The sequence below is a fragment of the Cryobacterium sp. MLB-32 genome (genome assembly GCF_000738085.1).
Lineage (GTDB): Bacteria > Actinomycetota > Actinomycetes > Actinomycetales > Microbacteriaceae > Cryobacterium.
Genome location: NZ_JPRS01000006.1, coordinates 75,788 through 92,474 on the forward strand (window position 1 = coordinate 75,788; position 16,687 = coordinate 92,474).

Here is a 16,687-nt window from a genome sequence, read left to right on the forward strand (position 1 = left end):
TGCCGGATCAGTTCCTCGATGCCCCAAGCACCAAGCACCAAGCACCAAGCACCAAGCACCGAGCACGGAGCGCGTAGCAAGTGAGGATTTCAACATGGCCATCGTGAGTCTGCGGGGCGTCAGCAAGGTTTATCCGGCGCCGACAAAGGGTTCCGCGCCGGTTACGGCAATCGACGAGGTGAGCCTCGAGGTAGAGGCCGGGGACATCTACGGCATCATCGGTTATTCCGGTGCGGGCAAAAGCACACTGGTGCGCCTGGTGAATGCCCTCGAGCGGTCCACGACCGGGGAGATCTTCGTGAACGGCCACGACATCGCCCTGATGAAGGAGCGCGAACTTCGCCGGGTGCGGTTGGGGATCGGCATGATCTTTCAGCAGTTCAACCTGCTCGGGTCCCGAACCGTGGCCAGAAACGTGGCGTACCCCCTCGAAGTCGCCGGTAGCCCCAAGGCCGAGCGAACGGCTCGGGTTGCGGAACTTTTGGAATTCGTGGGGCTCTCGGATAAGGCCGGAGCGTATCCCGATCAGCTTTCCGGTGGCCAGAAGCAACGCGTCGGGATCGCGAGGGCCCTCGCGACCCAGCCGAACATTCTGCTGGCCGACGAGTCCACGAGCGCCCTGGACCCGGAGACCACCCACGAGGTGCTGGCCCTCCTCAAACGCGTGAATGTCGAATTCGGCGTGACGATCATTGTGATCACTCACGAGATGGACGTCATCCAGACCATTGCCACGAAGGTGGCCGTGATGGACAAGGGCCGGGTCATCGAACGAGGCCCGGTTTTTGACGTGTTCTCGAACCCGCAGCATCCGGCATCCGCTCGATTCGTTTCCACTGTCGTGAAGGGCGTTCCGTCCCCGCGCGAAATGGCCGTGCTGCGGGAACGCCACACGGGCCGAATAGTGACACTGGCCTTTAGGGACGACGCAGTGGACCAGAGCGCCGTCTTCGGCGAACTCGCCCGCGCCGGAGTCGCTTTCGAGGTCGTCTACGGCGGGATCAATGAGATTCAAGGGAGGCCATTCGGCCATCTCACACTGGCGCTCGACGCCGCGGACGTCGCCATCGACGCGGTGCTGGATCACATTCGAACCCTGACGACCGTCACGGAGGTGCGCTGACATGGACTCCCTGCTGAACCTCCTGCCGGAACTCTGGCAGGCAACCTACGAGACTCTGTATATCGTGGGACTCACGCTGTTCTTCGGCGGCCTGGGCGGTCTCCTCATCGGCCTCGGGCTGTACCTCACGCGTTCCGGGAGCATCCTCGAGAATCGCGCGGTCTTCTTCGTTCTCAATCTCCTGGTCAACTTCATTCGTCCCATTCCCTTCATCATCTTCCTGGCGGCCGCCCAGCCGGTGGCGCGTGCTGTCACGGGAAGTGGCATCGGAAACAACGCGATTATCTTCACGATCGCCCTCGCAGCATCCTTCGCGATGGCCCGCATCGTCGAGCAGAACCTCCTCACGGTGACACCCGGAGTGATCGATGCCGCACGCAGCGTGGGGGCCGGACCGATTCGCATCATCTTCACGGTCCTGCTGCCCGAAGCCCTCGGACCACTGATTCTGGGCTTCACGTTCATCTTCGTGGCGCTCGTAGACATGTCGGCGGTTGCCGGGTATGTCGGCGGCGGCGGCCTGGGTAACTTCGCGCTGCTCTACGGTTACCGCCAGTTCAACCCCGTCGTCACCTGGGCGGCCGTGCTGCTCATCATTGTGCTGGTACAGCTTGTTCAGTTCCTCGGCAACTGGCTCGCCCGAAAGGCCCTGCGGCGGTAGGTTTTCTGAGCACTATTCACCATTCTCGGCGCACCCTCGATTAGCATTAGCCACAGTATGTGAATCAAGGGAGAAACAGCCGATGAGGGTGCACACGCCTCCCGACAGAGGTGTTGCCGTGCCCCTTAGGCGGGAGTCGTTGTGGCTGAACTGGATTCTGGGCGGCGTTCTCGCCGCATTTCTCGTCGGTCTGATATTCCGGGGGCCCGGAGACTTCAACCCCCTGGTGGACGGCGGGCTCGGGCTCGCAGCCATGTGGGCTCCTGTGGCGGTGTGCTGGGCAGCAGCCCGCCGTGCCACGAATCGACTTGACGTCACGCTGGTGGCGGCGGCGGTCACCTGCTTCGCGGCCGGGAACACCTACTTCGTGCTCGCTGCCCGCGATGGACAGGTGCTGCCGGTTCCCTCGCCCGCCGACATCGGTTTTCTCAGTTTTTATCCGCTGATGCTCGCGGCACTGGCGATACCCGCCATCGGCCAGCTTCGCCACGTGGGATGGCCGGTCGTGCTGGACGGCGCCGTGGGTTCCCTGGGCGCGGGAGCGGTCCTGGCCGTGCTCCTCAATCCGGTTTTGGTCGCGGCGGTGAGCGCGGAGATGTCGCTCGCAACCACTGTGGCCACGGCATACCCCATGTTCGACCTGCTTCTTGTGGCGGGCTTCGTCGGAATCGGGGCGGCCCAGGGGCGCAACGTCGGGCGACGCTGGACGGTTCTTGTTCTGGGCCTGGTGACGTTTGCGGCCACGGATGTGTTCTACGCCCTGCTCCAGCTGAGCGGAACCTTCGTCGTGGGGTCACCGGTGGACGCGGGGTGGGCCGTCGGCCTGGCCCTGGTTGCCTTCTGGGTTGACGGAACATCGCGTTCGGCCGGCCGGATCACGCCCGCCGTGTGGGCGATCCCCACGCAGACCGTGCCGACGATTGCGACGGTCGCCGCCCTCGGCGTCCTGGTCGTCGGCAGCCGGATCCCGGTCTCGAACCTTGCCGTTGTGCTTGCGGCGCTCACGCTGACCCTCGCCGCCGCTCCGCTCGTTTTCCGGCACCGGATACGCCTCGCCGACATGCTCCTGCAGGCGGGGACCGACGAATTGACCGGGCTGCCCAACCGACGAGCGCTCCATTCCGAGGTCCCGCGCCGCCTTGCCCTCGATTCTCGGCGCCGGAGCGCCCTGCTCCTCCTGGACCTTGACAAGTTCAAAGAGGTCAACGACACACTGGGACACGACATCGGGGACCTCCTTCTCGTGCAGGTGGCCTCGCGTCTCGCCGGACGTCTGCGTCAGGCCGATCTGTTGGCCCGCCTGGGCGGAGATGAATTTGCCATTCTCCTGTCGGGCAGTTCCCCCGAGCAGGCCGTCACCGTGGCCGAAGGGCTCCGCTCGGCACTGTCCGAACCATTCGTCCTCGACGGGGTCACCGTGCAGATCGGGGCCAGCATCGGTATTTCCCTCTATCCCGATCAGGGCGAAACATTGGGAATCCTCCTCCGGAAGGCGGACATGGCGATGTACACAGCGAAGTCGACCCGCAGCGGCCACCACGCCTACCGGGACTCGGACAATACCGATGGCGACGAACGGATGCGTAACCTCGGTCGGCTCCGCGCGGGTCTGACGAATGACGAGTTCGTCGTGCATTATCAGCCCAAGGTTGACCTCGATACGGGCGAGGTGCGAGGGGTGGAAGCTCTCGTGCGGTGGAACCATCCCGCTCGCGGACTGGTGTACCCGGACGATTTCATCTCTTTGGTTGAGCAGGCCGGCCTGATGCAGACCATGACGACCATCGTGCTGACGAAGGCCCTCGACCAGGCGAGCATCTGGCACGCCCAGAAGCGGACCCTGACCGTGGCGGTCAACATCTCGGCGAGCTGCCTGATCGATCTCGAGTTGCCCGATCGGATTCTGAGCCTGCTCACGGAGCGCGGGCTCTCGCCCTCCTCCCTCATGCTGGAAATCACCGAGGATTTTCTCATGGCCGACCGGGATCGTGCGCGGGCCATTCTGGTGCGATTGCGCATGATGGGAATTCGGATCGCCGTCGACGATTTCGGATCGGGCTATAGCTCGCTGTCGTACCTGCGGGATCTCCCGATCGACGAGCTCAAGCTGGACAAATCGTTCATCATGTCCATGGCCGGAGACCCCCGGGTAACCGCACTTGTAGCGTCTACGATCCAGCTGGCGCACAGCCTCGACCTGCGCATGGTGGCCGAAGGCGTGGAAAGCGAAGCAGACTACGAGTATCTGGCCAGCCATGGATGCGACGTGGCACAGGGCCTCTACGTTTCCCGCCCCGTTCCCGCGGCGGAGCTGGAGCTGTGGCTGGCGGCTCGCCCGTCAGGGATTCTCGATGGCGTGCCGGAACCGATCTGACGAGTGTGAGATGAGTATGACGGAGGGCGCCGCTCCGACGGGAGACGGTCCACAGCGACTGCCTCGGCTGCGCGCCGGGATGAACATCATTATGGGGATCGTCGTTCTGGCCTATGTCGTGGGACTCGGGGTCAGTGGCGAGGGGTTCAATCCGTTTGTTGACGGGCTCCTGGGATTCTTGGTCGTCGCGGTACCCGTCGTGGTCTGCTGGCTGGCGGTTGTCCGCGCCGAGATCCGCCGGGCGCATGTCGTGCTGGCGGCCGCGGCCGTGACCTCATTCGCCGTAGGGGAAACGATCTTTTTGACGTTCGCGGCGATGGGCAGAACAGTGCCGATCCCCTCGCCGGCTGACCTCGGCTATCTGGCCTTTTACCCGCTGATGCTCGCAGCTCTGGTCTTGCCGATCATTCGTCAATGGAAACAAACGTCGTGGCCGGTCATTCTCGACGGTGCTGTCGGCTCGCTCGGGTCCGCTGCGATCCTCGCGGTGGTGCTCAACCCTATTCTGGGTGGGGCCCTTGAGAGTGCGGTGTCGCTCTCAACGGCTGTCGCCGTCGCCTATCCGATGTTTGATCTTTTGCTCGTGGCTGCTTTCGTGGGGATCGGCGCCTCCCAGGGCAGTGCCGTCGGTCGACGCTGGAGCCTTCTCGTGCTCGGACTGGTCGTCTTCGCCGCGACCGATATCTCCTATGCCCTGCTCGAGCTGCAAGGACAGTACATCGTCGGCGGGTCCCTTGATGCCGGCTGGGCCGTGGGGCTTGCCCTGATCGCGCTGTGGATCGAGGAGGCGGCGCGCCCCGGTTCCGAGCGGTCGTTCTCGGTGTGGGCGATACCGTCCCAAACCGTTCCGGCGATCGCGACGGTGGCCGCCCTGGCCGTGCTGGTACTGGCCAGCCAGACGTGGGTATCCCCGGTTGCGGTGGCTCTGGCGGCCGTGACGCTCATGCTGGCGGCCGTCCCGCTCGTCTTTCGACAGCGGATACGCCTGGCCGCCATGAACCTTCAGTCCCGAACGGATGACCTGACCGGGCTGCGAAATCGACGGGCCCTCTACGCCGACGTACCCGTTCGGCTTGCCCGGAACGGGCGGCGGCGCAGCGCCCTGCTCGTGCTTGATCTCGACAGATTCAAGGACGTGAACGACACCCTGGGACATGATTGTGGAGACGAACTTCTCGTCATGGTGGCCGCCCGGCTCACCGGGCATCTGCGTCCCTCGGACCTCCTGGCACGCCTGGGCGGCGACGAATTCGCCATTCATGTTGCCGACAGCGGCGTCGAACAGGCGACATCGGTCGCGGTCAAGCTTGGCCGGGTGCTGGCCGATCCGTTCGTGCTACAGGGTGTGACCGTGCAGATCGGGGCCAGCATCGGCATCGCCGTGTATCCGGAGCAGGGCGGCACGCTGAACGTGCTGATGCGCAAGGCCGACACGGCGATGTACCGGGCCAAGGCATCTCGGAGCGGATGCCACGTCTACCGGGACTCGGACGATCTGGCCGGAGACGAGCGGCTGCTCGCACTGGAGGAGGTGCGTCTGGCCGTGACGGATGACCAACTGGTGATGCACTACCTGCCCGGGATCGCCGTGCGTACCGGCGAAGTGGGGCGAGTGGAGGCTGTCCTCCGGTGGAGCCATCCTCTGCGAGGGCTCGTCGACCCCGAGGAACTCGTCCCTCTGGTCGAGGAGGCGAAACTCACGGAAGTGATGACCCGGATCGTGCTGGGGAAGGCCCTCGATCAGGCCGCGGTGTGGCGAACGCAGGGGAGGGAGTGGGACGTGTCCGTGGGCGTTCCGGCCAGTTCGCTCCGTGACACGGACTTCCCCGAGCTCGTGCAGACGTTGCTCACCGAGCGGGGGCTCGCGGTGAACGGTCTCATCATCGAGGTGCCGGAGGATTTCTTGAGGGGCGATATTGTGCGGGCCCAGGCGGCATTGCTTCGATTGCGACGGCTGGGAATTCGTCTGGTGCTCGATGACTTCGGCTCAGGGTACAGTTCGTTGTCGTATCTGCGTGATCTGCCGATCGATGAGCTGAAACTCGGCAGCGCCTTCATCGCTCCCATGGACGAGAACCCTCGGGCCGTCGCTCTCGTGGCATCCGCCATTGGGATAGCCCACAGTCTGGGTCTTCGGCTGATTGCCGACGGGGTGGAGACCAGCACGACGTACGCTGCTCTCGTGCGCCACAGCTGCGATGTCGTGCAGGGGCCGTTCGTGTCAGTGCCGGTCACGGCCGCTCACCTTGAAGACTGGCTTGCCAGCCGTTCTCGAGTCGACCGTCCGTTCGGGCCGGCCGGGGAGTGACGAGCGATGATCGCTAACGGCCGCTCGTCGCGACGACGGGGATGGAGTCGCACGACGAGGTCTGTGCCTCGAGCACGGCGGGATCGCCGGCCGCTAGCCCCGATGCGGTGGAGCGGATGCCGTTGACGGCCGTGCGTCCGTCCGGCGCCACGTTGATCTGCGTCGAGGTCACGGTGAATGTGCCGTCGCTTCGCTCCGCGGCCTTGAACCCGTTCAGCTCGAATCCGGAAGGTCCTGCAACACAACCGACACCGGTGCCGTGTCCGCGCAGGTTCTGCATGTCGAACGAGTACGGCGAACCCGTCACGTCGAGGGGGGCGACGAATTCACAACCCACCATCGCGAACAGGCCTGCACCGCGGCCGTCGTCCAGCACCGTCACGATGACACCGTTTGCCAGCCGAGCGGACCAGCCGCTGTGCTGTCCAGGCCCGGCGAGGCCATCGGCCACCGAAAAAGTGGCACCGGATGCCGTCGTGATGCCGTATCGGAACGGCGACGTCTCCGCGTACCACTGGCTGTCCACCCGATCATCTCCGTCGACGTCGGGGATTTCGCCAGCGTACGTGTCATTGGGGCGGGCCGTGTCGTTGGGGGGACAGCCGGCCGAGCCGGCGTCAACGGTGGGCGCGACCGTCGGTTCGACGGATGCCGCGGGGCTCGCACTGGCGGTCGTCGTGGAGCCGGCACCGGGGGCGGGAACCGTCACGACCGGTGCCGGCGCGGCCGACCCGGCGGAGCATCCGCTGAGGCTCACGACACTGAGGCTCACCACACTGAGCAGGGCGAACAGGGCCGCGGCCGGCAAGAACGAGGTGCGCACACTCCAACCATACGCACGGGCACTTCTGGCTTCGTCGGACGGACAGCCCCCAGTGTGGGGGGCCGCTACCCGGGCGGCTAGCATTGTGGGATGCCCCTCACCAGTGACGGGTCGATGACGCTGTCGTCGACCCGTGTTCGTCTTGCCCTGCTCGCCCTTGCTCTGGGCGGGTTCGGTATCGGTTCCACCGAATTCGTGGCCATGGGTTTGTTGCCTAATCTCGCCCAGGATCTGTTGCCCGGCGTGTACGCCGCATCGCCGGATATGGCGAACGCGCAGGCGGGCTGGTTGATCTCCGCCTACGCCCTCGGTGTGGTCGTCGGTGCGCCCACCATCGCGGCCGCAGCCGCCCGGTGGCCGCGCAAACAGCTGCTGCTGGCGCTGTTGGGGGCCTTCACGCTCGGAACGATCGCCTCGGCCCTGCTGCCGAGCTTCGAAACGGTGCTCGTCGCCCGGTTCCTGGCCGCGCTTCCGCACGGAGCCTACTTCGGCATCGCGTCGCTCGTCGCAGCAGACCTGATGGGTCCCGGAAAGCGGGCGCGAGGGATTGCTCTCGTGCTCTCGGGACTCACGATCGCCAACGTCGTGGGAGTGCCCATCATCACCTGGATCGGCCAGACGAGCGGATGGCGGGTCGCCTACCTGGTCGTCGCCGGAATCTTCGCACTGACCGCGGCCGCCGTTGCCATCTTCGTGCCCTTCCAGGCCGGTAACCCCGATGCGACGATGCGCGCCGAGCTGCGGGCATTCCGCCGCCTGCAGGTCTGGATCACCCTGGGGATCGGTGCGATCGGATTCGGCGGGCTCTTCGCCGTATACACCTATGTGGCTCCGCTCGTGATCGAGATCACCGGGCTTTCGGCCGCCGCGGTACCCCTCGTTCTTGTCGTGGTGGGACTCGGCATGACCGTCGGCAATTTCGCCGGGGGAGCGCTGGCGGACTGGAGCGTGCGGCGCACCATGTACATCGCCTTCGGCGTTCTGATCGGAGCCTCGTGACCCTGGGTCTGTCGGCGCAGTCCCTGGCCGGACTGCTCGTCGGGGTGTTCCTCGTCGGCGCTGCGGCATCCGCCCTGTCGCCCACTATCCAGGCGCGGCTGATGGACGTGGCACATGAGAGCCAATCGCTGGCCGCCGCGCTCAATCACTCGTCCCTCAACGTGGGCAACGCCCTCGGCGCGGCTCTGGGCGGCCTGGCCATCGCGGGCGGGCTGGGTTATCTGGCGCCGGTCTGGATCGGCGTCGCGCTGAGCGTCATCGGCGTGCTGCTCACCCTCGTGACGTTCACGATCGACAGACGGCGACGCCGCAGAGGCATCGACGTGCCCTACGGCACCCAGTTGATCGGCACTGTCCGAGGCCCAGCGGGGTCCTGAGACACCGACGGCCGGCTCACGATAGTGGGCCGGCCGTCAGGGTGTATCGGTGTCTGCTGTCAGTCTGTCTGGAGCAGGATTCCGTCGCGAATCGCGCGCTTGCGCAGGGCGACCTTGGTTCCCACGTCGTATCCGGCCAGACGGTACTTCTCGCGAATGCGCTTGAGGTATGACTTGGCGGTCTCCTCGGAGATACCCAGCTGGTACGCCACGGCCTTGACGGGCTCTCCGGCGCCGTACAACGCCATCACGCGGCGCTCCTGCGCGCTCAGGCGAGGCCCCTCCGCGGTCTGGCTGGAGTTCAGGGCGTAGTCGAGTTCCGCGGAGATGTATGACTTGCCGACGGCCGCGGCCCGAATGGCCTCGACGATCATGCTCGCCTCCTCGCTCTTGACGAGGTAGCCGAGGGCCCCTGCAGCCAGGGCCTCGCGCACCAGTGCCGGCTCGGAGTACGTGCTCATGAGCACGGTCTTCACGCCGGTCGTCTTGAGCGTGGCGATCTTCAGGGACACCGGAATGTTGTCCTTGAGATCGAGATCGAGCAGGACGACGTCCACGGGGAACTCGGGATGCGTGAGCAGCTCCGGCCAGGTCGTCACCGCCGCTACCATCTCGATGTCATCCGCAGCGCTTCTGATCCACTCGGTGAGAGCGCCCAAAAGCATGCGGTGGTCATCGACAAGGGCCAAACGAATGGGACTGTGTGTTGTCGTCACTATTGCCTCCTACTGACTTGCACTGTATCGTCAAAAACTAAAAATCTAAGCATCGGCCGGGTTGTCTACGCTGCACTCGATGGCTACTTGCAGAGTACCGTCTCTGTTCGAGTCGATGTGGGGTCCCACAGAGCGGATGGCCTGCCACGTTTCAGAATCCACTCTGCGCCGCGGCACACCCGATGTGTCGAGCTCAAGCGGAAACCGTAATTGGCGACGCACGGGTCCGTCGCCGGTCGTGGGGATGATCGGCCCGAAGCGGAGGGACACTGACGCGGCCGGCCCTCTGGCCTCACCCACGAGCAGCCAGATCGTTAGCAGAAGACCCTCGCGCTGGGCAGGTGAGAGCAAACCGGCGAGCCCCGAGGGATCGCTCAGGGTCACCGACGGGCCGAGGAACTCCGATTCCGAAATGGCATGGTGAAGCCACGTCTCGGATCGACCCTCGATCAGGTGCAGTCGAAGGGCGGTGGCGAGCGCGGCGGCTGTCATCGCCGTCGTCGGGGCCAACGGCAGGGCGGTCCTGCCCTGGGCGACATCGTTCAGGAGGGTCTCCGCGTCGAGGTCGAGACGGGCGAGCTGCTCCGACGCCAGCATGCCCACCGCGAAGCGTGGCTGGGAGATGGTGCTCTGCACGAGAACCAGGTCGAGTTCGCGCTGCACCATTCGGCGAAAACCGCGGGCAACCCCCGTCGCGACCAGCGGAGGGATCGTCGCCACGGCGATCGTGAGGATCTCCGGCCCGAACGTGAGCATATCGGAGCGGTCTTCGGCCAAGGCCCCGATGAGCAACAGCATCCCCAAACCGGCTACGGCCGCCAGAATATTCCGAGTGCTCCGCAGGGTGATCATCGACATGAGCAGCGCGCCGACGGCAGCAGCAGCCGTGGGATAGATGCCGTCTTCCGCGCGTCCCCAGCACCCGGCGATGTCGAGGAGTGCAACCGCTGACCCCGCGACGAGGGCGGTGACAAACAGCCACAGGGGCATTCGGGTGGCCAGTTTGTGCACGGTCAGGTTTATTGCCAGGGCGGTGGACACCAGCAGGATCCAGGCCACGGCGCTCAAGGTGGGGAACGGCTGGTTGTTCCACTCCACCACGAAGTGGCCCAGCAAGAACGCCGCGATGAAGGCACCGCTCAGCGTCAGCCCAATGCCCAGGTGCTGCCCACCCAGTCCGTTGGCGTCGGTGATTGCCCCCTCCTCGGGGGCAGACGATCGACGGTTCCCTCGTTCTGGTGAGGCGGTTTGCTCGGCACGGCGCGTGGCGGTTCGGGTTGACGACTCATCATCGACGAGCCCCGGAAACGTCACTTGGGCACCTCCAGCACAACGGTGGTGCCGGCGCCGGGGGAGGAAAACAGCCGTGCGTTGCCACCGACGGCTCGCAGCCGCGCAATAACCGACTCGGCGACACCGAGGCGCCCGGCATCGACGGCAGAGAGGTCGAAGCCGACGCCTGCGTCGGTCACCATCGCGCGCACGGTTGCAGCGTCGTCCGTGATCGTCACATCTGCGTGCAAGACCCCGGAATGACGACGAACGTTCTCGAGGCATTCGCCGAGGGCAAGCAGAAACGAGTCGAGAACATCGGTCGGGAGGCGCACCTGTCCGCTGCCGTGCCATTCGACCTCGAGGCCCATTCGGCCGAAACGCTGCCGCACGGACTCCAACGTCGTACCGAGCGTCGAGTCCCTGACCGGCTCCAGCGTGTAGACCCCCGAGCGGCGGGGACTCGGCAGCCCTCCCAATCGCAGCTGGCGCAGCAACCGCGCGTCATCACCGGACTGCTGGCGGAGCGCGACCGGGCTCACACCGACGCCGGAGTGTGCCAACAGTGTGAGCGTGGCGAGTACCGTGTCATGCAGGAGACGCGCGTCGGTCCGACGCTGGGCTTCGAGCTCGCTCGCATGCCGTTCCGCTCGATGAGCGCGGCCGATAGCCGCGATTCTGTTCATCACCCGCGGGATGCTCTGGGCAATCCACCACCCTGCCATGATGCACGAGAGCCAGCCGCAGAGTGCCAGCGCCAGCGGCAGCGGGGTTGCCGTCCCCATCGAAGACACGAGAGCCACCGAACCCAGGGTCGCGACGAAGGCTGCGACGAGGAGCACCAAGCGTTTCCCGCTGACGACGAGCACGATCGCCACACAGCTCATGGGCACAGCCGCGACGAGGCCGACGGTGGCTTCTTCGACCAGAGTGAACGGAATCCCCGGAAGGCTGTCGAAGCCGACGAAGAAGATGATGCCGAGGCCGCACAGCACGGTGAGAATCGCCCACCGGATCGCGCCCGTTCGTCCGAGGAGGTACTGGCTGCCTGCCATGAGACAGACCAGCGCCAGACCGCCCTGACGGGCAATGGACCCCACGCCTCCCGGCACAATCAGGCACAGAAACACGGCGACCGAACCAGCCAGCCCGTAGGCCTGCGCACTCCTTCGGAGCAGGCGGTCGCGCTCCTTCAGAATGCGTTGCATGGGTGCCTGTCATGGTCGGGTGCCGAAGTGAAGCTCAATGTATTTCTCACTGCACCATATGGTGCAGGACATCCGCTACCCCCTAGCGAAGTAAGCGGCGGAGGTGAGCGCTGACGGCAGTATTCTCGATCAGAAAGCCGTCATGACCGTATTCCGAGTGCAAAACGACCGGTTTTGGGCCGTCAATGTTGTGTTGTAGGTGCTCGGCAATGACGTTTTGGCCTTGTACAGGAAAGAGGCGGTCGCTGTCAATCCCCACAACAAGAGAACGTGCGGTAACGCGCGACAAAGCCTGCGCCACGCCTCCGCGGTCCCGCCCGATATCGTGGGAGTTCATCGCTTCGACGAGCGTGATGTAGCTATTCGCGTCGAATCGGCGGGTGAACTTGTTGCCGTGAAAGTCGAGGTAAGACTCGACGGCGAATCGTCCGCCAGCACCCAGCGGGCTGATCGGGCTCTGCCAATCCCGGTCGAACCGGGCGTTGAGCTCCGCGGGGCTCCGGTAGTTCAGCAGCGCCATGCGTCGGGCCAGGGCGAGACCCCGGGTGGGACCGTCACCGTCGGCCGCGTCGTAATATTCACCGGCATGAAAGGCCGGGTCCGTGCGCACCGCTTCGATCTGAACGGAGTTGAGCGCGATCTGATCGGCCGTTGTCACCGGGGGCGCAGCGAGGATGGCCAGGCGTTCGACGCGTTCGGGGGCCTGGACAGCCCACTCCAGTGCGTGCATTCCCCCCATGGAACCGCCGACGACAGCGGCCCAGCGGCCAATGCCGAGGCGGTCCGCCCACGCGATCTGCGCGTCAACCTGGTCCCGGATGGTCAGGTACGGAAAGCGGATTCCCCACTCCGCGCCGTCCGCTGCGAGTGACGCGGGGCCCGTGCTGCCCTGGCAGCCGCCGAGCATATTGGGGGCGACGACAAAATATCGGTTGGTGTCCAGGGCCAGTCCTGGCCCCACAATCCCGCTCCACCATCCGGCCGTCTTGTGCCCGAGGCCCTCCGCACCGCGCAGGTGGCTGTCTCCGGTGAGGGCGTGGAGCACCAGAATCGCGTTGTCGCCCGCGGGGGACAACGCGCCCCAGGTCTCATAGGCGATGCGGACACCGGGCAGTGTTGCCCCCGACTCAACGTGCAGGGGACCGATGTTCTCGAAGAGACGGTCACCCACCGGATCGCCGTCGCGCCACGCACCGCTCGCCGGGGGTTTGCCACGCAGCGACCGCGCCTGGGCTTCAGTGATGAAGCTGGAGGGGACCGTGTCTGAGGGAGATTGCCATTCCATACGCTTCTATTCTGCCGGTCCTGACGCCGGGTCGGCGCAATATTACGCCGACCCGACCTGCCACCCCGCCGAATGCGCTCACGACGGGGTGGCGCGGCGGCCGACGGGGAGGTCAGGTGACTGACAGAGGGGGTCAGGCGTTGGCGCGTGACGCCTCGACAACACCGCGTGCGGCCGCGAGCCCGAGCTCAAGGTCGGCCTTGAGGTCGGCGACGTTTTCGATTCCCACTGACAGGCGCACGAGTCCGGGAGTCACGCCGGCGGTGAGCTGCTGCTCGGGGGTGAGCTGCGCATGGGTGGTGGAGGCCGGGTGGATCACCAGGGAACGCACGTCACCGATGTTGGCAAGGTGGCTGAACAGTTCGAGGTTGTCCACGAGGGCTCGACCGGCATCCACGCCGCCCTTGAGCTCGAATGACAGCACGGCACCGACGCCTGAGGGGCATACCTGTTGGCAGCCTCGTACCACGGGCTGGACGGCAGTCCGGCGTAGTTGACCGTGGCGATGTCGGGGTGGTTGTCGAGCCACTCGGCGATCTCCTGGGCGTTCTGCACGTGGCGTTCGATGCGCAGGCTGAGGGTCTCGATGCCCTGGATGAGCTGCCAGGCGCTCGCCGGTGCGATGGACGAACCGAGGTCGCGGAGCAGCTGCACGCGGGCCTTGATGATGTAGGCGAGGCCGTCGCCGACCGCGGCAGTGTAGCTCGCACCGTGGTAGGACGGATCGGGTTCGGTCAGCCCCGGGAACGTCTCAACGTTCTTCGACCACTCGAATTTCCCACCGTCCACGATGACGCCGCCGATGATCGTTCCGTGGCCGCCGAGAAACTTGGTGGCGGAGTGCACGATGATGTCGGCACCGTGCTCGAAAGGACGGATCAGATACGGGGTGGCAATCGTGTTGTCGACGATGAGGGGAACGCCCGCCGCGTGCGCCACGTCCGAAACCAGGGTGATGTCGAGCACGTTGATCTTGGGATTGCCGATCGTTTCGGCAAAAAACAGCTTGGTGTTCGGGCGCACGGCACGACGCCATTCCTCGGCATCGTCCTGGTCTTCCACGAAGGTGGTTTCGATGCCTAACTTGGCGAGGGTGTATTTGAACAGGTTGTACGTGCCGCCGTAGATGGAACTGGACGACACGATGTGATCGCCGGCCTGCGCGATGTTCAACACGGAGAACGTTGAGGCCGACTGGCCGGAGGCCACGAGGAGGGCGCCGGTGCCACCTTCGAGGGCGGCGACGCGTTCTTCCACGACGGCCTGGGTGGGGTTCTGGATGCGGGTGTAGATATTGCCGAATTCGGCGAGGGCGAACAGGTTCTGCGCGTGTTCTGCGCTGTTGAAGACATACGAGGTCGTCTGGTAGATCGGAGTCGCCCTGGCATTGGTCACCGGGTCCGGACGTGCACCCGAGTGAACCTGCTTGGTCTCAAATTTCCAGCGTGCCGCGTTGTCGCTCATGAACTCTGTCTCCCTGGTGTTCTCGACGAGCCCGGACGTTCCAGTGCTCTGCAGCGAGCATAGACAGCCCCGCGGAACACATGCAAGGACAGCGAAATACGGCGTCATCTGGCCAGACGCCCCGGTGCCCCTCGGTCACTTCCGATCGCTGTGCGGCAGCACGATGGTGCCGGTGGGAGTGGCCGCCGCCGGCCGAAACAGCCAGCGTGCTCTCGGCTCGACAAACGGTCGGAAGACCCGCCTCACGAACGGAAGCGAGAGCACGACCGAGATCACCACGCTCAGCACGATCACCCCGGGTAACACCCACGCCGGTTGTGGCCCGTCGAGTATTCCCGTTTCTCGCATCGGGAAGAGCACGAAGCTGTGCAGCAGGTAAATGTACATTGTGGCCGCCCCGAAGGGCGTGAACCAGGTCGCGCGTCGAGGGATGAGCATCAGGAACGCGATAATCAGGGCGAAGGCGAGCACCATCAGGCCGAGCCGGACACCCCCGGCCCAGAACTGCGAATATCCGAAGAGCGCGTAGCTCTCGTCGTAGAGCAGAAACGTGCGCATCTTGAGCTCTCGGAGAAGCTCGATGTTGACCGAGATGAGCGCATAGACGGATGTGAAGAACGCGAACGCGCCGGCGCGCCATTTCCACACGGTGCCGGTCGAGAGCGCCAGCCATCGGTCGGTGACCTTCCACTGCCGCAATTTCCAGCCGAACACGAAAAACGGCAGCAGCCCGACCGTGCGCGAGAGCGTGAACGTGCTGTCGATCTGGTCGACGTATCCGCTGCTGATCGACAGCGCAATGCTGATCAGCAGTGGGTAGCGCAAGATCACCAGGTAGGGCAGGATGATGCGCCACACGAGTAGGGCCAGCAGGAACCAGAGCGTCCAGCTCGCCGTCGAGTAGTCGAGGGTGAATTTTCCGCCGAGCAACCAGTGAACACAGGTCCAGATCGTTTCGAAGATGATGTACGGAAACGCAATGTCGGTGAGCAGCCGCTGGAGCTGGCGGGTGCCGGGCGGGCCGGACTTGGCGAAGTATCCGCTGACGGCCACGAAGATGGGCACGTGAAAGGCGTAGATGAACAGATACATCGCGTAGGCCTGATCGGACTCGCCGATCAGCTTGAGGATGGCGTGGCCAACCACCATGAGGGTGATGGCGATCCAGCGGGCGTTGTCCCAGAGAGGGACCCGTCGCTTCTGGGGGCGAGGTGGTGCCGGGTGCGGTGCGGTCATTCACACCATTCTGCGGCCACAATAGGTAAATGAGTACTCGAAGAGTTGTTGTGACCGGTGCAAGTTCGGGAATCGGGGCCGCCACGGTGCGCGCATTCCGAGAGAAGGGCTGGGATGTGGTCGGTGTCGCACGTCGCGCAGACCGTCTGGAAACTCTCAGGAAGGAGACGGGTTCGGACGTGTTCACCGCCGATCTGACGAGGCAGGCCGACGTGGACTCCCTCCGGGACTACCTCGCGGTATCCGGGCCCGTCAACGCCCTGGTGAACAACGCCGGCGGGGCCAAGGGGCTCGACTCGGTCGAGAACTCGAGCATCGACGACTGGGCCTGGATGTTCGAGATCAATGTGCTCGCCGTCAAGCGGGTCACCAGCGCCCTGCTGCCGTTGCTCCGGGCCTCGATCACGGATACCGCGGCATCCGCCGATATCGTCACGGTCACGTCGATCGCCGGTCACGTCGCCTACCTCGGCGGAGGCGGCTACAACGCCGCAAAGTTCGCCGCGCACGCCATGACTGAGGTACTGCGGCTTGAGCTCAACGGCGAGCCGATCCGGGTGATCGAAATCGCCCCCGGCATGGTGAAGACCGACGAGTTCGGGCTCGTGCGCTTCGACGGTGACCCGGTCAAGGCCGCCGCGGCCTACGAGAACGTTCCGAATCCCCTGTCGGCCGAGGACGTGGCCGAGACGATCGTGTCCAGTGTGTTGCGGCCGGCCCATGTGAACCTCGACCTCATCGTGATCAAGCCCGTCGCGCAGGCCGCTCCGACGCGCGTCGCGCGGGGAGCGCTGACGGTTCGTTGACCCGCCACCTCGCGTGAATTGCGGGTGACAACACG

At 65.1% G+C, this 16,687-nt stretch carries 11 protein-coding genes and 2 pseudogenes; 6 read left to right on the forward strand and 7 right to left on the reverse strand.

The annotated features are described in order from the left end of the window. The first annotated feature begins 94 nt into the window (after nt 1-94). From JF66_RS01700 to JF66_RS01715, 4 genes are all read left to right on the forward strand, one after another. Nucleotides 95-1,123 (forward strand): methionine ABC transporter ATP-binding protein, encoded by a 1,029-nt coding sequence (locus tag JF66_RS01700; protein WP_035874179.1) that lies wholly within the window; start codon nt 95-97, stop codon nt 1,121-1,123. 1 nt (nt 1,124) lies between these two features. After that, complete coding sequence (locus JF66_RS01705) at nt 1,125-1,784, forward strand: methionine ABC transporter permease (RefSeq protein WP_035874182.1); 660 nt, start codon at nt 1,125-1,127, stop codon at nt 1,782-1,784. Nucleotides 1,785-1,902: 118 nt separating this feature from the next. Continuing rightward, nucleotides 1,903-4,158 (forward strand): bifunctional diguanylate cyclase/phosphodiesterase, encoded by a 2,256-nt coding sequence (locus tag JF66_RS01710; protein ID WP_197059287.1) that lies wholly within the window; start codon nt 1,903-1,905, stop codon nt 4,156-4,158. Between the two features lie 10 nt (nt 4,159-4,168). Further along, the gene (locus JF66_RS01715) at nt 4,169-6,466 is read left to right on the forward strand and encodes a bifunctional diguanylate cyclase/phosphodiesterase (protein WP_051972994.1); all 2,298 of its coding nucleotides are present in this window, start codon (nt 4,169-4,171) and stop codon (nt 6,464-6,466) included. 13 nt (nt 6,467-6,479) lie between these two features. On the opposite strand, the gene JF66_RS21525 is transcribed toward JF66_RS01715, so the two are convergent. Continuing rightward, nucleotides 6,480-7,289 (reverse strand): hypothetical protein, encoded by an 810-nt coding sequence (locus tag JF66_RS21525; RefSeq protein WP_051972995.1) that lies wholly within the window; start codon nt 7,287-7,289, stop codon nt 6,480-6,482. Between the two features lie 114 nt (nt 7,290-7,403). Here JF66_RS21525 and JF66_RS01725 point away from each other — a divergent pair. Continuing rightward, a pseudogene (locus JF66_RS01725) lies at nt 7,404-8,665 on the forward strand (MFS transporter). A 59-nt stretch (nt 8,666-8,724) separates the two neighbouring features. Here the strand turns inward: JF66_RS01725 and JF66_RS01730 are convergent. The 6 genes and pseudogenes from JF66_RS01730 to JF66_RS01755 all read right to left on the reverse strand — a co-directional run bounded on the left by JF66_RS01730 (nt 8,725) and on the right by JF66_RS01755 (nt 15,846). Next, nucleotides 8,725-9,381, reverse strand: coding sequence for a response regulator transcription factor (locus JF66_RS01730; protein WP_035874185.1), 657 nt, complete (start codon nt 9,379-9,381; stop codon nt 8,725-8,727). A gap of 45 nt (nt 9,382-9,426) precedes the next feature. Continuing rightward, complete coding sequence (locus JF66_RS01735; protein ID WP_051972997.1) at nt 9,427-10,695, reverse strand: hypothetical protein; 1,269 nt, start codon at nt 10,693-10,695, stop codon at nt 9,427-9,429. After that, the gene (locus JF66_RS01740) at nt 10,692-11,861 is read right to left on the reverse strand and encodes a sensor histidine kinase (protein WP_035874188.1); all 1,170 of its coding nucleotides are present in this window, start codon (nt 11,859-11,861) and stop codon (nt 10,692-10,694) included. The genes JF66_RS01735 and JF66_RS01740 overlap by 4 nt, the downstream gene beginning before the upstream one ends. Before the next feature lie 82 nt (nt 11,862-11,943). Further along, a complete protein-coding gene (locus tag JF66_RS01745) occupies nt 11,944-13,146 on the reverse strand; it encodes a homoserine O-acetyltransferase (RefSeq protein WP_035874190.1) in 1,203 nt (400 codons plus the stop codon). Nucleotides 13,147-13,279: 133 nt separating this feature from the next. Then, nucleotides 13,280-14,610 (reverse strand): annotated as a pseudogene (locus tag JF66_RS01750) (bifunctional o-acetylhomoserine/o-acetylserine sulfhydrylase). A 135-nt stretch (nt 14,611-14,745) separates the two neighbouring features. After that, entirely contained in the window at nt 14,746-15,846 is a 1,101-nt protein-coding gene (locus JF66_RS01755; protein ID WP_051972998.1) for an acyltransferase family protein, read from the reverse strand. 29 nt (nt 15,847-15,875) lie between these two features. On the opposite strand from JF66_RS01755, the gene JF66_RS01760 reads away from it, so the two are divergent. Further along, nucleotides 15,876-16,652, forward strand: coding sequence for an SDR family NAD(P)-dependent oxidoreductase (locus JF66_RS01760; RefSeq protein WP_035874194.1), 777 nt, complete (start codon nt 15,876-15,878; stop codon nt 16,650-16,652). Nucleotides 16,653-16,687 lie beyond the last annotated feature (35 nt).